Annotated in this window: 12 protein-coding genes and 1 tRNA gene; all 13 read right to left on the minus strand. The window is 40.3% G+C overall.

What is annotated here, in order from left to right:
- A complete protein-coding gene (locus QQK02_RS06945; RefSeq protein WP_284207255.1) occupies nucleotides 1-1350 on the minus strand; it encodes a TolC family protein in 1350 nt (449 codons plus the stop codon).
- Between the two features lie 107 nt (nucleotides 1351-1457).
- Complete coding sequence (locus QQK02_RS06950) at nucleotides 1458-1841, minus strand: hypothetical protein (RefSeq protein WP_284207256.1); 384 nt, start codon at nucleotides 1839-1841, stop codon at nucleotides 1458-1460.
- A gap of 378 nt (nucleotides 1842-2219) precedes the next feature.
- Entirely contained in the window at nucleotides 2220-2444 is a 225-nt protein-coding gene (locus tag QQK02_RS06955; RefSeq protein WP_284207257.1) for a hypothetical protein, read from the minus strand.
- Between the two features lie 280 nt (nucleotides 2445-2724).
- Complete coding sequence (locus tag QQK02_RS06960; RefSeq protein ID WP_284207258.1) at nucleotides 2725-3906, minus strand: DEAD/DEAH box helicase; 1182 nt, start codon at nucleotides 3904-3906, stop codon at nucleotides 2725-2727.
- 58 nt (nucleotides 3907-3964) lie between these two features.
- Nucleotides 3965-5569 (minus strand): ABC-F family ATPase, encoded by a 1605-nt coding sequence (locus QQK02_RS06965; RefSeq protein ID WP_284207259.1) that lies wholly within the window; start codon nucleotides 5567-5569, stop codon nucleotides 3965-3967.
- A 671-nt stretch (nucleotides 5570-6240) separates the two neighbouring features.
- A tRNA-Ser gene (locus tag QQK02_RS06970) sits at nucleotides 6241-6331 on the minus strand.
- Nucleotides 6332-6498: 167 nt separating this feature from the next.
- Entirely contained in the window at nucleotides 6499-7380 is an 882-nt protein-coding gene (locus tag QQK02_RS06975; RefSeq protein ID WP_284207260.1) for an aldose 1-epimerase, read from the minus strand.
- 128 nt (nucleotides 7381-7508) lie between these two features.
- Nucleotides 7509-8687, minus strand: a complete 1179-nt coding sequence (prpF, locus tag QQK02_RS06980; protein ID WP_284207261.1) for a 2-methylaconitate cis-trans isomerase PrpF — start codon at nucleotides 8685-8687, stop codon at nucleotides 7509-7511.
- A 171-nt stretch (nucleotides 8688-8858) separates the two neighbouring features.
- Nucleotides 8859-11462, minus strand: coding sequence for a Fe/S-dependent 2-methylisocitrate dehydratase AcnD (gene acnD, locus QQK02_RS06985; protein WP_284207262.1), 2604 nt, complete (start codon nucleotides 11460-11462; stop codon nucleotides 8859-8861).
- Nucleotides 11463-11690: 228 nt separating this feature from the next.
- Nucleotides 11691-12821 carry a bifunctional 2-methylcitrate synthase/citrate synthase gene (prpC, locus tag QQK02_RS06990; protein ID WP_284207263.1) on the minus strand — a complete coding sequence of 377 codons (1131 nt, stop codon included), beginning with the start codon at nucleotides 12819-12821 and terminating at the stop codon, nucleotides 11691-11693.
- A gap of 375 nt (nucleotides 12822-13196) precedes the next feature.
- Nucleotides 13197-14087: a methylisocitrate lyase gene (prpB, locus tag QQK02_RS06995; protein WP_284207264.1), complete on the minus strand. Its 891-nt coding sequence runs from the start codon at nucleotides 14085-14087 to the stop codon at nucleotides 13197-13199.
- Nucleotides 14088-14130: 43 nt separating this feature from the next.
- The gene (locus tag QQK02_RS07000; protein WP_284207352.1) at nucleotides 14131-14826 is read right to left on the minus strand and encodes a GntR family transcriptional regulator; all 696 of its coding nucleotides are present in this window, start codon (nucleotides 14824-14826) and stop codon (nucleotides 14131-14133) included.
- Nucleotides 14827-14978: 152 nt separating this feature from the next.
- Nucleotides 14979-16208 (minus strand): nucleoside recognition domain-containing protein, encoded by a 1230-nt coding sequence (locus QQK02_RS07005; RefSeq protein ID WP_284207265.1) that lies wholly within the window; start codon nucleotides 16206-16208, stop codon nucleotides 14979-14981.
- Nucleotides 16209-16518: the final 310 nt, after the last annotated feature.

Below are 16518 nucleotides of genomic sequence, written 5' to 3' on the forward strand. Positions count from 1 at the left end.
TTAGCCCCCTACCGCAAGCTGTTTAGTATCAACAGGTTCATATTTCGTAAAGTAATAGTTTAAATCAGCAGTGACTTGTAATGCCTTCACACTGATATCTAAGCGCGCTATATCCGTATCAAGTTTCGCTATTCTCGCTCTGATCACATCAGTAAAGTCACCGTTATCATTGGTATAGGCAGTTAACGCTGACTCTGCTTGTTCAATTGTTTTTTGCATGATTTGCTTTTCATAAAGGGAGTAACGCTCTTTTAGTCGATGCAATTGTGTCATCGCAGTTTGTACATTACTCGTTAACTTTCTCAGTAACAGGACCCTATCTGTTTCAACGGCTTCGGCTCGGGATATCGCTGCTCGAACTAATTTATCCTGTTTATTTTCGGTAAAAATAGGCATATCAACACTTACACCAATAGAGAAAAAATCAGCTCGACTATCACCGAGTTGGTCGTCATCTCGAATACCATAACTCGCAGAAACGCCCCACTGCGGCTTATATTTTTCATTCATAATTGACACATCTTGTCTTGCCGCAGCTTGTTTGTACGTTTCAACATGCATTAACGGATGAAACTGAAGTTTTTCATATAACGCTCTGTTATTTAATGCTTTATTTTTAATTTTATCACCGTAACGTAAAACCAATCTAGGTAACGCGTTACCGTAATTAACGTGTAAAACATGATTATCGCTAGACATCTGTTGAATATCACTGTTCAACAGCCAAGGAGATAGTTGAGAGAACACTTGCTCGAGCTTTTGCTGCTCAATAAGTAACCGGTCTTCAAGTTTAATTAACTCGAGTTGAGCACTGATAATATCTTGTTGTCTGGTATTTCCTTGCGTCGTTCCGTAGCTTGACTGACTAATTTCAAGCAGTTGGTCAAACAGCACTTTATCTCTGTTAATCAGTGATATTGTTTTGTTTGCTCGATATCCCTCTAACCATATGCGAGTAATTAAGCGTTTTACATAAGCTTTTCTGTTTTGTCTTAACAATGGCTGCTGGGATGCCTGTTCTATCAGCTTTTGCTGTTCTAGTGACAAGGTGTTACCACGGGCAAACATTTGTGAAACGCCAATGGTTATTTGAGTCATCGCTTCTTGATCTAATTGCCAGCTATCAACAGGCAAATTCATTAAGCCAAATGATATACGTGGGTCTGGTAACGTATTGGCGGCAATACTCTGATTGAGTTGCGCATCTTGTAGTGATTGATTTTGGTTGAGCCATGGATCATTAGCAATTGCTAACTCAATCGCGTTTGCTAATGAATTGACTCCATTAGCATATACTGGTGCGATAGCTATCGAGAGAGAAGCGACACAGTAGATACAAATTTTGAACATTTTTATCCTCCAGAAATACTGGATAAAACAATAAAACTTAACAAGCTATCGTAAAAATAGCATTATTTTTGAATGGAATACTGAAATTTGGGCACAATAGCCCTAGGTTAAGCAGAAATCGGTGGACGATATAGGCTTGAAAGAGATTGGTTAATCGCTAGATTGTTATCCAATGGGATAACACGCTGTGAAAGAATGTTTGTGTGATGAAGCTTACCGGTCATTAACACTGAAAAAGAACTGCATGTATTAGCCGGACAGAAGCAGTCATCTTGACAACACTGTTCATGTTCCATCACTTCGATATTCATATGTTCGTGATTGGCATGGCTATCATCACTATTTGTTGACATGTGATGTTGATGCGCATCAACGGACGTGCTTGTAACCATGGTGTTTTGCATATCTTGGCATTTCATCGACGCAATCGCATAACTCTGCCCTATTTGAGCAAAGATTAGTACAACGAAAAGTAAGATATGTTTAAACAACGTAAGTCCAAAGCAAAAGCTAATTGGTTTAATTCTAGAGTTAACAAGATTGTATGTAAAGAGTTTGTCTATTAATACAATGAGGTAGGTAGCAGAAATTGGAATAAAAAATACAGCATGGGTAAACAATTGATTGCTTTTGGGAGTAGTTAACCTAGTCAATCAAGATGACAGCTAACTTTTCCCCTTGAAAAAACGTCTGTTGTTGATTGTGTAGCATCACATCAAAGCGTAATTGCCAGTTTGAAGCATTTGGAGCTTGATATATGATTATAAAATGCGTGTTATTTCATAGCTACTAATAAGAACAGTAAAGCTGAATGAGTTATGGGGTAAATTCATACCCCATCAAGCATTTGAATTTGGCAACTCAAGTCTTTACCACGATTGTGCTTTCTCATCAAAATATTCATTGGTATACAGTGCAAAGTAACCTAATGTACTAAGCACAAAATACATAGCTAACACGACAAACATGACCTGAAAGATTATTATGCCTGAGTTCATTACAGAGTTTCCTGCTAATAAACTAAACAATATAGCTAACGGCAAACAGACTAATGCACGAAATAGGTTTTCATTTTCGACTTTTACATTCCCCATAAAACGCTTCCTTTTGGTAAGTATTCTCATTATTTTTATAGCTTTTTTATAAATAATAACCACTTAAGTTCGTGGTTACTATTCAACCACTATTGACTATTTCAACGAAAAACGGAAGTGTTTTTTAAGCTTATGACATACGATAAACCGAAATAAGTGGCTTATAATTTGTTCAACATTATATTATTTGACGGGGTTTAACTAAGCGGTAAATACTTCAAAGGCCGCTTTACTGAAAAATTTACAGTAAATAAGCGACCTAGCTATGGTTTATGTGTACTTATCTTTTGTTTTTGGGTACGTAGTTTAAGATAGAAACAGGTACTGTTTTCTTAACGGGAAACTCTTCAAATGCCTTACGACTAATGATATGGTTCAGGCGACTTTCAATTGCACATAATTCGCGAAAGTTATCTTTTGATACCAATGACACAGCTTCACCTGAAGCACCTGCTCGGCCTGTTCGACCAATACGGTGAATGTACTCATCAGCCTTAGCGGGTAAATCATAATTGACAACACGCTCAAGATCATCGATATCAAGCCCTCTAGCAGCGATACCTGTTGATACTAAGTAATTAATTTTACCCGTTTTAAAATCTGCTAAAATTTGCTCACGAATGGCCTGTGTTCGGCCACCATGAATGGATTCAGCAATAATACCTCGCTTGGCTAGCTGACTCACTAACTTAGCCGCACCCTGCTTTGTCTCGATAAAAATCAAAGCTTGCTGCCAATCAAACGTTTTGATCAAATAGCTCAACAACGCAGACTTATTGCTTTTATCAACGGTAACTAGCCATTGATCAATATTTGGCGTTGATTGGTCATTATTACTTGCTGTTATTTCTTTAGCATCTTGCAATGTCCGTTTAGCTAAACGTTGCACATCTTCAGAAATTGTCGCTGAAAACAGGAGGTTTTGACGATCCTTAGGCAAGCGATCAATGATTTTATTGATATCATCAATGAAACCCATATCTAGCATTCGATCGGCTTCGTCTAGTACTAAGGTTTTTAACTCATCAAAATGTATAGCACGTTGATGGGCTAAATCGAGCAATCTTCCAGGGGTAGCTACAAGCATATCTACACCCCAAATTAATGCTTGTTTTTGTTGCTCAGCATCAACACCACCGTACATTGCCAATGAGGTAATGTTTAAATACTTACTGTATTGCTCAATACTTGCTGCAACTTGTACTGCGAGCTCGCGCGTCGGGACAAGTACCAATGATTGAATACGTTTACTGCGTAACTTCTTGTCGTTATTTAGTTTCTCTAATAAAGGTAAAACAAAGCTTGCTGTTTTACCTGTCCCCGTTTGTGCCGCTGCAATTAAATCTTTACCCAACATCACAACGGGTATTGCTTTAGCTTGTATTGGTGTTGGTGTGCTATACCCTATTTCGTCAAGCGCTTTTAAAATTGGCTCAGACAAACCTAGATTAGAGAACGACATACAGATACCTTAAAATTCTAATTTAATGACGATAGAGAACACAGGCTAAACAATAAACTTATGCAACTTTAGTTTGAAGAACACTCTTTGCTAGGTATTCATCTAACGTACCATCAAAGTTAACCAGTTTATTCTCTTTAATATCGATAATGCGTGTTGCCAAACTAGAGACAAATTCACGGTCGTGACTGACAAATATCAACGTACCTTCAAATGCTTTCAACGCATTATTTAACGCGTCAATTGCTTCGATATCCATATGGTTTGTTGGTTCATCCATAATTAAGACATTGATATCTTGCATCATCAACATACCAAATAACAGACGGTTTTTTTCACCACCAGAACAGTTACGAGCACGCTTATTGGCATCATCTTCTGTGAACAATAAACGGCCTAACATGCCTCGCACGGTTAAATCGTTGTGGCAAGGCCTGCGCCATTGCGTCATCCAATCCATAATGGTTAAATCATTCTCAAAGAAATGACTGCTATCTTGTGGGCAATAGCCAACAGTCGCATTTTCTGACCACTTAACCACACCACCGATTGGTTGTAACTCACCCATTAGGCATCGTAAAAACGTTGTTTTACCGACACCATTTTCACCAATAATGGCTAGTTTAGCGCCAGCCTCAAGCAGTAAGTCACCTTTGTCAAAAAGTAGTTTACCGTCAAAACCATGAGACAAGCATTCAAGTTCTAACGCTTGTCGATGCATTTTTTTACCCGGTGCAAACGAAATCTTTGGTGTTATTCTGCTCGAAGATTTAACTTCATCTAACTTAATTTTATCCATTTTCTTTGCACGTGAACTTGCTTGTTTCGCTTTAGATGCGTTAGCACCAAAACGGTTAACAAAATCTTGTAGCTCTTCAATCTCAGCTGCTTTTTTCGCGTTACCGGCTAAAAGTTGCTCTCGTAACAAGCTTGATTGCGCTAAGTAAAATTCATAGTTACCAGGATAAATGCGTAGCTCACCGTAATCGATGTCTGCCATATGAGTACAAACAGCATTAAGAAAGTGCCTGTCATGAGAAATAATAATCATGGTGCATTTGCGCTTATTCAATTCACCTTCTAACCAACTAATCGTATGAATATCTAAATTGTTGGTCGGTTCATCAAGCAATAAAATGTCAGGATTGGCAAACAAGGCTTGTGCTAGTAAAACACGTAGTTTCCAGCCCGGTGCAACTTGTTGCATTAATCCGTAATGCAATGACTCGTCGATACCGGCCTCTAATAAAATTTCGCCAGCACGACTTTCTGCACTATAACCATCCATTTCAGCAAATTGACTTTCTAAGTCGCCTACTCGCATACCATCAGCTTCACTCATTTCCGCTTGCGCGTATATGGCGTCTCGTTCTTGTTTAACTTTCCATAACGCGACATCGCCCATGATCACGGTATCAATCACGCTAAATTGTTCAAATGCGAACTGATCTTGACTCAACACACCCACTTTATTGCCCGTGGTAATTGATACATTGCCAGACGTTGGGGCTAAGTCGCCGCTAAGGATTTTCATGAAGGTCGACTTACCACAACCATTAGCGCCAATTAAGCCGTAGCGATTGCCGTTGCCGAACTTTGCAGAAATGTTTTCAAATAACGGCTCAGCGCCAAATTGCATGGTAATATTCGATGTTGTGATCAAAAGTTTGTCCTAGGTACGGTAACGAAAACTTAGCGCCAAATACTTGGGTGTTGAGATGCGTCTAAATAATAAAGGTGGCGAAGTATACAGCAATAAGGTGAACTGCCCTACCGTTACTTGACTATTAATCATGTTTTTGTCGACTAAATAGATAAAAAAGAGCACAGTGGCTCGTTTTTAGAAAATTACAGCACAATTTATCGTTGATTACGGCGATACCTTGTACCGATACTTAGTCATACAAAGCTCATCGAAAAAATCAGCAATGAACTAGGCTCTGGAACAAGGTATTTAATGATTTCACCTATTAATTAGGATGCAAAAAGCCCAATTTTATGGGGGCACTTCAGAGTTAGGCTTTCTAAAAGGTGGGATTAACTTCAAGGATGAAGTTATGTAGTTTTCACATGGATGTGATAAAAACCTAGAGATAGGGATTTGAAACCTGTATAAGGTGTTGACTACAAAGCCATTTTCTAATGATAAATTTTAATACTCTGAATAGCAAAAAGCCCGAGTCTTTCGAATCGGGCTTTTCTAAATATGGCGGTGAGATAGGGATTTGAACCCTACTTAGAGGTACGGCGCTACAAACCCACAATTTCTTCTGTGTTATTAAAGGCATTAGAAACGAAAAAACCCGCTATAAAAATAGCGGGTTTCTCTTAATATGGCGGTGAGATAGGGATTTGAACCCTAGATGGGCTACAAACCCATGCCGGTTTTCAAGACCGGTGCTTTCGACCACTCAGCCATCTCACCAAATGCTTTAGCTGTCGCTAAAGAACGATGCGAATATTAATGTCTCACATAGCTCTTGTAAAGCCTTTATTTAATAAAAGTGTTCGTTTGCTATTTTTTTAAACACTTTGTTGTTCAAACAACCAGTTATTAGGATTTGTTGTTAAATTTAGCGTACTAATGCACCGCTAAATCAAGCTTGGAGTAAGCTTCATCCATATACTGAATGTCTCGTTAGCGCTCAGCTCTTCTGCACCTGTATCTTTGTTGCCTTGCGCATGTAAATTTATTGCATCAGTACAATGGCTCACTGGCTCGATACAAAAAAAGTTTTCACCTATTGGTGTAAATATCACGGCAAACTTGCAATTTTCACTGGCGGTTAATGAAATTTTTGTCGCAAGTTCTGGCAAAACAATATCGGCCTTTTTGGCAAACTGAGTAAAGCCGTTATCTAATACGACCTCGTTTACCAAAACGCCCTTTTGATTAATTCCTATTGGCGCATCTATAAGTTTGGTTGGCAGGCACTTATCATCTACCGCCCACATTTTATCAACATCAGCATACATCTTAGCTTTTGACGTTCTTACAAAGTAAGGATGAAAGCCCAATCCTGCTGGCATCGTTCTCTTGTCAGTATTGGTGATTGATAATTCATGATGCAATCCATCATCATGTAAGGTAAAGCGTTGCTCAGTAATATAAGCAAATGGCCACTCATTTGTTGTCATTTCAAATGAAATATGTAAAAACGTCTCTGTCGACTCAACTACCTGCCAGCTGTTCTGCCACCCCTGCCCGTGTATTGCACTTGTTTCAGGGTGAAAATTCAAAGGTATGTTATATTTCTGGCCTTGCCAATCAAATGTCCCTTGCTTAATACGGTTTGAAAAGGGAACCAATGGAAAATTTGACGCGTCTAACACACAGGTAGCTGTCTTAGCATCCCGTAAAATAGGTACTACGCCATTAGGGTGTGACAGCCAATTATAAGCGACAATGCTACCGCCTAACGATGGGTTGATCACGACTTCAAAATCGGAGTTACTTAGTGTTATCAATGACATGACATTTAGAAAAGAATGTAAATTTATCGCATCATAACAAAGTTAAACAATAAAAAAACACCAAGGTTTTAACATAGGTGTTTTTATTTAGTTATGCCTCTCAATAGGCTAGTAAGTCGACCAACTAGCTAAAAACTATCACCAGGAATTCTTACTAAGCCTTCCATTAGGATCCGAGCACTTCGGCTCATAATCGCTTTTTCAACAACCCAGTTACCTGATTGTACGTTGGCTTTAGCGCCAACTTTTAAGGTACCTGAAGGATGACCAAAAATCACAGATTCTCGCTCACCACCACCTGCAGCTAAATTCACTGTTGTGCCTGGAATTGCAGCCGCTGTGCCAATAGCAACGGCTGCGGTGCCCATCATGGCATGGTGCAATTTACCCATTGATAACGCGCGAACATTTAAATCTATGTCTGACTCATCAATAGCTTTGCCACTTGATGCGCTATAACTGCCTGCTGGTGCAACAAATGCCACCTTAGGAGTATGTTGTCGATTTATGGCTTCTTCAATGTTATCAATCAAGCCCATAGCAACCGCGCCATGTGCACGTATTGTTTCAAAAAATGCGAGTTTTTCGTCACTGTTATTAATATCATCTTGCAATTCAATACCCTGATACCCTATTTCTTGTGCATTCAAGAAAATTGTCGGGATACCTGCAGTGATCATCGTTGCCGTTAATTGACCAATACCCGGCACATCTAATGTATCGACAACATTGCCTGTTGGGAACATTGCTTCTGATGGGTCAACCGGCGCAATAAACTCAACCGGTACTTCTGCCGCAGGAAATGTCACACCGTCAAGTTCAAAATCACCGGTTTCTTGCACTTCACCATTGGTAATTGGCACTTGAGCAATAATCGTTTTCTGTATGTTTTTCTGCCAAATTCTAACGGTACAGACGCCATTTTCAGGAATACGAGAAGAATCTACTAATCCCGAATATATAGCAAATGACCCAACAGCTGCCGTTAGGTTACCGCAGTTTCCAGACCAATCAACAAAGGCTTTATCTATCGCGACTTGGCCAAACAAATAATCAACATCGTGATCTTGTTGCTCAGATTTGGCCAAGATTACCGTTTTACTGGTGCTCGACGTTGCTCCGCCCATACCATCAGTTTGTTTACCATAAGGATCTGGCGAGCCAATTACACGTAACAACATGTTGTCGCGTGCTTCTCCGGCAACCTGACAAAGCTCTGGCAAGTCAGTTAGATTAAAAAATACGCCCTTTGACGTACCACCGCGAATATAAGTCGCTGGTATTTTTACTTGAGGAACGTGAGCCACAGCTCTCTCCTTTTAAGCTTATAAAAATGGCACATCAGCTGTGCCATTTATAATTAAAATCATTAAGAATAGATTTTCATCATTTAGATTTTAGTTTGTTTTTCAGGCGGAAGCGCATAGTTGACGAACGTCAATGAGCACTTACAACAACGAAAAACGACTAAATCACAATTATGAATTTGATTCCAAGAAGTCGTTGGCAAACTTTTGTAAAACACCACCAGCTGCATGAACTGAAACTTCTTCAGCGGTATCTAAACGACATTTCACTTCAAACTCAACTTGCTCACCAGATGTACGTGTCATAACGACAGTCATCGCGGTGCCAGGTGCTGTTTCACCTTTCACATCGAATGTTTCAGTACCGTCAATATTGTACGTATTACGGGTGTCACCATTACAGAACTCAAGCGGTAATACCCCCATACCAATTAAGTTCGTACGGTGAATTCGCTCAAAGCCTTCAGCAACAATAACTTCAACACCGGCTAAGCGAACACCTTTGGCTGCCCAATCTCGACTTGAGCCTTGACCATAATCAGCGCCTGCAATAATACACAGTGGTTGTTTACGATCCATATAGGTTTCAATGGCTTCCCACATGCGTGACTCAACGCCCTCTGGCTCTATACGAGCAAGTGAACCTTGTTTTATTGCGCCACTCTCATCACGACACATTTCGTTAAACAACTTAGGGTTGGCGAATGTTGCACGCTGTGCCGTTAGATGATCACCACGGTGCGTTGCATAGGAGTTGAAATCTTCTTCTGGCAAGCCCATCTTATCTAGGTAAGCACCTGCGGCACTGTTTAGCTGTATCGCATTACTTGGTGATAAGTGGTCAGTCGTTATATTGTCGCCAAGTACCGCTAAAGGGCGCATCCCTTTCATTGTTCTTTCACCCGCTAAGGCACCTTCCCAATAAGGAGGTCTGCGAATATAAGTACTGGTTTCATCCCATGCATATAATGGACTTTCTGCAGGTTCAAAAGCACCTAAATCGAACATTGGCGTGTATACTTTCTTAAATTGTTCAGGTTTTACACAAGATGCAACAATGGCATCTATTTGCTCATCTGATGGCCAAATATCTTTTAAGGTGATCGGGTTATTATTTTCATCATAACCTAATGCATCTTTTTCTATATCAAACCGCATCGTACCTGCAATAGCATAAGCCACAACTAATGGTGGTGACGCCAAAAACGCTTGTTTCGCATAAGGGTGAATGCGACCATCAAAGTTACGGTTACCCGATAATACCGCTGTGGCGTAAAGATCTCGGTCGATAACTTCTTGCTGTATTTTAGGATCTAACGCACCCGACATACCGTTGCACGTAGTACAAGCATAGCCGACAATACCGAAACCCAGTTTTTCCAGTTCTGGCAATAAACCGGCTTCTTCTAAATAAAGTTTTGCTACTTTAGAGCCAGGAGCAAATGATGACTTAACCCAAGGCTTTCTAATTAAGCCCAGTTCGTTAGCACGTTTAGCAACTAAGCCTGCCGCGACAACATTTCGAGGGTTAGAGGTATTTGTACATGAAGTGATCGCCGCAATAATTACTGCGCCATCAGGCATTTCGCCTTGCTCTTCCTGTGCTTTAGCTTTATCTAAATCTTTCGCTATTTCTTTCGATGCTAAATCAGCAGTCGCTAAACGACGATGCGGGTTAGATGGCCCTGCCATATTACGACCAACCGTAGATAAATCGAACGTTAATACTCGCTCATAATCAGCATCTTTTAAATCGTCAGCCCACAAGCCTGTGTGTTTAGCGTAAGTTTCAACTAGCTGAACTTGCTCTGGTTCACGACCCGTAATTTTTAAGTAATCAATGGTTTGTTCATCAATATAGAACATACCCGCTGATGCACCGTATTCAGGCGTCATGTTTGAAATCGTTGCTCTGTCACCAATTGATAGTGAGCTAGCGCCTTCACCAAAGAATTCTAAATACGCACTAACAACTTTTTCGTTACGCAAAAATTCTGTGATCGCTAGTACAATATCAGTTGCGGTAATGCCAGGTTGACGTTTACCTACAAGTTCTACACCGACAATATTAGGTAAGCGCATCATAGATGGGCGACCAAGCATAACAGTTTCTGCTTCTAAGCCACCAACACCAATCGCTATAACACCTAGTGCATCAACATGCGGCGTATGAGAATCGGTACCAACACAAGTGTCAGGAAACGCAACACCATCTCGATTTTGAATAACAGGCGACATCTTTTCAAGATTGATTTGGTGCATAATGCCGTTGCCGGCAGGAATTACATCTACATTTTTAAAAGCTGTTTTTGTCCATTCAATAAAATGAAAACGATGCTCATTTCGGCGATCTTCAATCGCTCGGTTTTTTTCAAAAGCTTGACTATCAAAACCAGGAGCTTCTACTGCTAGCGAGTGATCAACGATCAACTGTGTTGGCACTACAGGATTTACTTTAGCAGGGTCACCACCTTGGTCGGCAATCGCATCTCGTAAGCCCGCTAAATCAACTAATGCGGTTTGACCTAAAATGTCGTGACAAACTACACGTGCAGGGTACCAAGGAAAGTCTAAGTCTTGTTTGCTATTCAGAATTTGTTCTAAGGACGCTGTTAAATCCGCAGGATCACATTTACGTACTAATTGTTCTGCTAAAACGCGAGAGGTATAAGGTAATTTGGCGTAGGCGCCTGGTTTTATTGCTTCACAAGCTTCTCGTGTATCAAAGAAATCAACATTTGCGCCTGGTAGCGGCTTGCGGTAATCATAGTTCATAATTGACCTATCGATATTTAATTAAATTAGATCCCGACCTGCGTCGGGATGACAATGACTTTTTTAAAGATCCTGACCTAGGCCAGGATGACAACTAACCGTCGAGATACTGACCTGCGTCAGTATGACAACTTTCTGTCTTGGTCCCGTCCTGTGTCGGCAAGGCGGCTATTTATCAGGATGACGTTTTGTCGTCATTCCGGTGTAGGCCGGAATCTTTAAGTCTAATTAGCCACGCTCTGAAATTGCAACGAATTCCATTGTCTCTGGACCTGTATAGTCTGCAGAAGGACGAATAATACGGTTATTTGCACGTTGCTCCATCGCATGTGCTGTCCAACCAGAAACGCGCGAACAGACAAAAATTGGAGTAAACAACTTGGTTGGAATACCCATAAAGTTATAAGCAGATGCATGGAAGAAATCAGCATTACAGAACAGCTTCTTCTCACGCCACATTACTGCTTCACAACGCTCAGACACTGCATATAGATGAGTGTCACCTACTTGCTCAGATAACTTTTTAGACCATTCTTTGATAATTGCATTTCGTGGATCAGATTCACGATAAACAGCATGACCAAAGCCCATGATTTTTTCTTTACGCGCTAACATACCAAGCATTGCTTCTTCAGCTTCATCAGCTGAACTCCACTGCTGGATCATATCCATCGCGGCTTCATTTGCACCACCATGTAAAGGACCACGTAATGTACCAATCGCACCAGTAACTACAGAATGGATATCAGACAGCGTTGATGCACAAACACGACCTGCAAATGTTGACGCATTGAATTCATGCTCAGCATATAAAATTAACGAGGCATGCATGACTTCAACGTGCAATGGTTCCGGTTTTTTATCATGCAACGTCCATAAAAATTGTTCCGCAATTGAGTCTGCATCGGTTTCAGTTTCAACACGAGTGCCATTGTGGCTAAAGTTATACCAGTAGTTCACAATACCCGGGAATGTCGCTAGCATACGATCGATATGGTCTAGTTGATCTGAAAAGTCTGTTGCTTCAGTTTCTAAATTACCTAACATTGAACAACCCGTGCGCATAACGTCCATTGGATGTGCGTCTGATGGAATTTGTTCTAATACTGTTTTTAAAGCTTCTGGTAATTTACGCATGCCTTTTAAACGCGTTTTGTACGCGTCTAATTCAGTTTGCGTTGGTAACGTACCGTATAATAAAAGGTAGGCTACTTCTTCAAATTGAGCATTTGCTGCTAAATCTTTAATATCGTAACCACGATACGTTAAGCCTGAACCTGTTTTACCCACCGTACATAAAGCAGTTTCACCTGCACTTTGACCACGAAGGCCAGCTCCACCTAATTTTTTATCGACCATCTCTCTTTCCTCAAATTTTAATATTTTTGAATTATTTATGTTTCGTTGTTTAAGTAACTAAATTCATTTTTTATTACTGATAAAATGCTAAGCAATGAGATCCTGAAACAAGTTCAGGATGACGCTTCTACAACTTAAGCAAGCCTATTAGCGCAAGCTCGTGCGACAGCTATTTTTTCGTTAACTGAAGTTGCACAAACGACAATCTTCATGCGTTAACGTCAACAGTCACTCTTTAACTACAATCGTCACTCTTAACTACAATCGTCACTCTTAACTACAATCGTCACTCTTAACTACAGTCGTCACTCTTAACTACAGTCGTCACTCTTAACTGCAATCGTCATTCTGGCGTAGGCCAGAATCTCTCCTCAATTACTTGTTCTTACCTTCAGCGAAAAGCGAATCAAGCTTTTGCTCGTAGTCGTGATAACCAAGGTAATCGTATAATTCCATTCGAGTTTGCATATTATTGATTTCAGCTTTCTGATCGCCGTCAGCTAGTAAGGTTTTGTAAACCGACTCTGCCGCTTTATTCATTGCTCTAAACGCTGATAATGGATATAGCACCATTGCACAGCCCCACTCTCCTAGCTGTTCTTTGTTCCAAAGTTCAGTTTGACCAAACTCAGTAATATTTGCCAAAATCGGGACATCGAGTGCTTCTGAGAACGCACGGTAATGCTCTTCAGTTTTAACGGCTTCTGCAAAAATACCATCAGCACCAGCTTCTACATAAGCTTTAGCACGCGCTAATGCTTTTTCTAGGCCTTCTTGGGCGAATGCGTCGGTACGCGCCATGATAAAAAAGTCTTTATCAGTGCGAGCATCAACAGCAGCTTTAATACGATCAACCATTTCATCGGTAGAAACGATTTCTTTATTTGGGCGATGTCCACAACGCTTTTGCGCAACCTGATCTTCAATATGCACAGCAGCTGCACCTGCTTTTTCCATGTCACGTACGGTTTTTGCAATGTTAAATGCACCACCCCAGCCGGTATCAATATCAACAAGTAACGGTAAGCTAGATGCCGAAGTAATACGTTGAACGTCGGCGATAACGTCATTTAACGACGTCATACCTAAATCTGGTAAACCATAAGATGCGTTTGCAACACCACCACCTGACAAATAAATGGCTTGATGACCAAGTTGTTCAGCCATCATCGCGCAATAGGCGTTAATGGTACCGACCACTTGCAATGGTTTGTTATTTTGAAGGGCTAGTCTGAACTTAGCACCAGGAGAAAGTTGAGCTGACATAAGTAATCCTTATTTTGTTCATCAACGTGATGTAATGTATTTGCTACGCTTGTTCTTTTTGTTGTTTTAGCGCAATTTTGTTTTCGATATTTTTTCTAGAAGCAGCGATATGTCTACGCATAAGCATCTCTGCTAATTCACCGTCTCTATCTGCGATTGCTTCAATAATTCTAGAGTGCTCGTCAAAGGCACGTGTAGCACGAGGGCTGTTCATACCAAACTGACAGCGATACATTCTGACCAAGTGGTATAGCTGGCCACAGAGAATATTAATGAGTTCGTTATTATGAGAGCCAAGTATGACCTTATAATGAAAGTCTAAATCACCCTCTTCTTGATAGTAGGCAACACCATCTTGTAGATCTTTGGCTTGAGCGTGTTGCTCTAAAATTGCCTTCATTTGTTGAATTTCATCGTCAGTCATGTTTTGAGCTGCTTGACGACAAGCCATCCCTTCAAGTGCTTCACGGACAATGTAAATTTCCAATAAACCTTGGATGGTGCACTCTACGACACGAGAACCGACGTTAGCTTTACGCTCTATAAGATGGCATTTTTCTAGACGATTGAGGGCTTCACGAAGTGTAGAACGACTAACTTGATATTTTTTTGAAAGCTCTGGCTCACTGATTTTGCTACCAGCAGGTATGTCACCTTCAACAATTGCACTTTGCATTTGTTCAAAAATTTTATCGGTAGTTGTGATGGCCTGTTGCTTAGTTGGATTATTCATCAAAATAAAATTGTCGACACTTTTCAATAAGTGGCTTAATAATAGCTAATTATTTGTCGTCGTCAAGCTAACAACCACAACAATTGTCGACAATGTATAAAATTTAGACGAAAGTCTATGAATTGATATATAAATAGTGCGTTATTGTTTATTTATGACTAACCAAAAAACCAATAACAAACCCCAATTGCAGCGACCATACCTGATACATCAGCAATTAAGCCACAGGTTAGCGCATGACGAGAGTATTTGATCCCGACAGAGCCGAAATATACGGCTAGTACATAGAATGTGGTTTCGGTGGAGCCTTGCATAATTGAAGCTAACCGCCCAGCAAATGAATCAGCGCCATGATTATTCATGGTTTCAATCATCATGGCACGTGCGCCAGAACCACTAAGCGGTTTAATAATCGCCGTAGGTAACGCATCAACAAATCGGGTATCAAAACCAATAAACGTGATAACGACACGAAAACTGTCGACAATTAGGCCCAAAGCGCCACTTGAACGTATCATGCCAATCGCACATAACATGGCCAAAAGATAAGGAATAAGCTTAATAGAGATAGAGAAGCCTTCTTTGGCGCCTTCAATAAAGGTTTCATAGACATCTACTTTACGTTTAAGGCCTACAAGAATAAATGCAACGAGTGTAATGAAAATTAAACCGTTGCCTAATAATGATGATTGCTCAGCAAGCGCATCAGCCGACAACTGCATAAAATAAAGGATAAGCGCGGCGATGATCGCTATTGCTCCGGAAAGGTATAGAACAACTGTTCGCTGTAATAAATTAATTTTTTGCAACCAAGCAACACTAAATAAACCTGCTAAGGTTGAGCAAAATGTTGCAATCAAGATCGGTAAAAAGACATCGGTAGGATCAGCCGCCCCTTGTTGTGCACGATACATAAAAACCGCGATAGGAAACAAGGTGACCGACGAAGTGTTCAAAACCAAAAATAAGATTTGTGCGTTAGTCGCAGTATCTTTATTTGGATTAAGGGTTTGTAAATCTTGCATGGCTTTAAGGCCAAGTGGCGTTGCTGCGTTATCTAGCCCTAAAAAATTAGCCGATAAATTCATGGTCATAGACCCTATTGCAGGGTGACCCTTCGGTACTTCAGGCATCAGCTTTACAAATAAAGGTGAAATAAAGTGGGCCAGTTTGTTGATCAGCCCCGCTCTTTCAGCGATCTTCATCATGCCAAGCCAAAAACTTAATATCCCGACTAAACCAATAGCGATATCAACCGTTAGTTTAGACATGTCAAAAATACTACTGATCACTTGTTCGAAAACTAAATGATTACCCAATAGAAAATACTGAACAAACGCTGCAAGCAATGCGACTAGAAAGAAGCTCGACCAAATGATATTTAACACAAGAAATTCACATTATTTTTTTTACATCATGACACAGCAATTCACGATTGCCAAACCTGTGGCTAACAACTGCTAGCTAGCCCTTTAACAACCTGTGAATAAGCTGTTCTTAGTCCGTGCATAGCCTGAGCATAAAAACACCACAAACAAAAACATTGTCTTTAAAAACAATAAGATAAAATAACAGAAAATAAACTAGCTAATATCAATATTTACACTACACTTAAGTTATCACTCGCTGTGATGTTTATTTTTTGTACAAGCTTTTATCCAAATTTAATTAGCGCAAGGCTCAACCATGAGCCATTCC

This window comes from Thalassotalea eurytherma (assembly GCF_030161415.1).
Lineage (GTDB): Bacteria > Pseudomonadota > Gammaproteobacteria > Enterobacterales > Alteromonadaceae > Thalassotalea_G > Thalassotalea_G eurytherma.

What these genes read in the sequence shown, in the direction of transcription:
- QQK02_RS06945 (WP_284207255.1), bottom strand. Translation starts at nt 1,350, where the DNA reads ATGTTCAAAATTTGTATCTACTGTGTCGCTTCTCTCTCGATAGCTATC.
- QQK02_RS06955 (WP_284207257.1), bottom strand. Translation starts at nt 2,444, where the DNA reads ATGGGGAATGTAAAAGTCGAAAATGAAAACCTATTTCGTGCATTAGTC.
- QQK02_RS06960 (WP_284207258.1), bottom strand. Translation starts at nt 3,906, where the DNA reads ATGTCGTTCTCTAATCTAGGTTTGTCTGAGCCAATTTTAAAAGCGCTT.
- QQK02_RS06975 (WP_284207260.1), bottom strand. Translation starts at nt 7,380, where the DNA reads ATGTCATTGATAACACTAAGTAACTCCGATTTTGAAGTCGTGATCAAC.
- acnD (WP_284207262.1), bottom strand. Translation starts at nt 11,462, where the DNA reads ATGAACTATGATTACCGCAAGCCGCTACCAGGCGCAAATGTTGATTTC.
- prpC (WP_284207263.1), bottom strand. Translation starts at nt 12,821, where the DNA reads ATGGTCGATAAAAAATTAGGTGGAGCTGGCCTTCGTGGTCAAAGTGCA.
- prpB (WP_284207264.1), bottom strand. Translation starts at nt 14,087, where the DNA reads ATGTCAGCTCAACTTTCTCCTGGTGCTAAGTTCAGACTAGCCCTTCAA.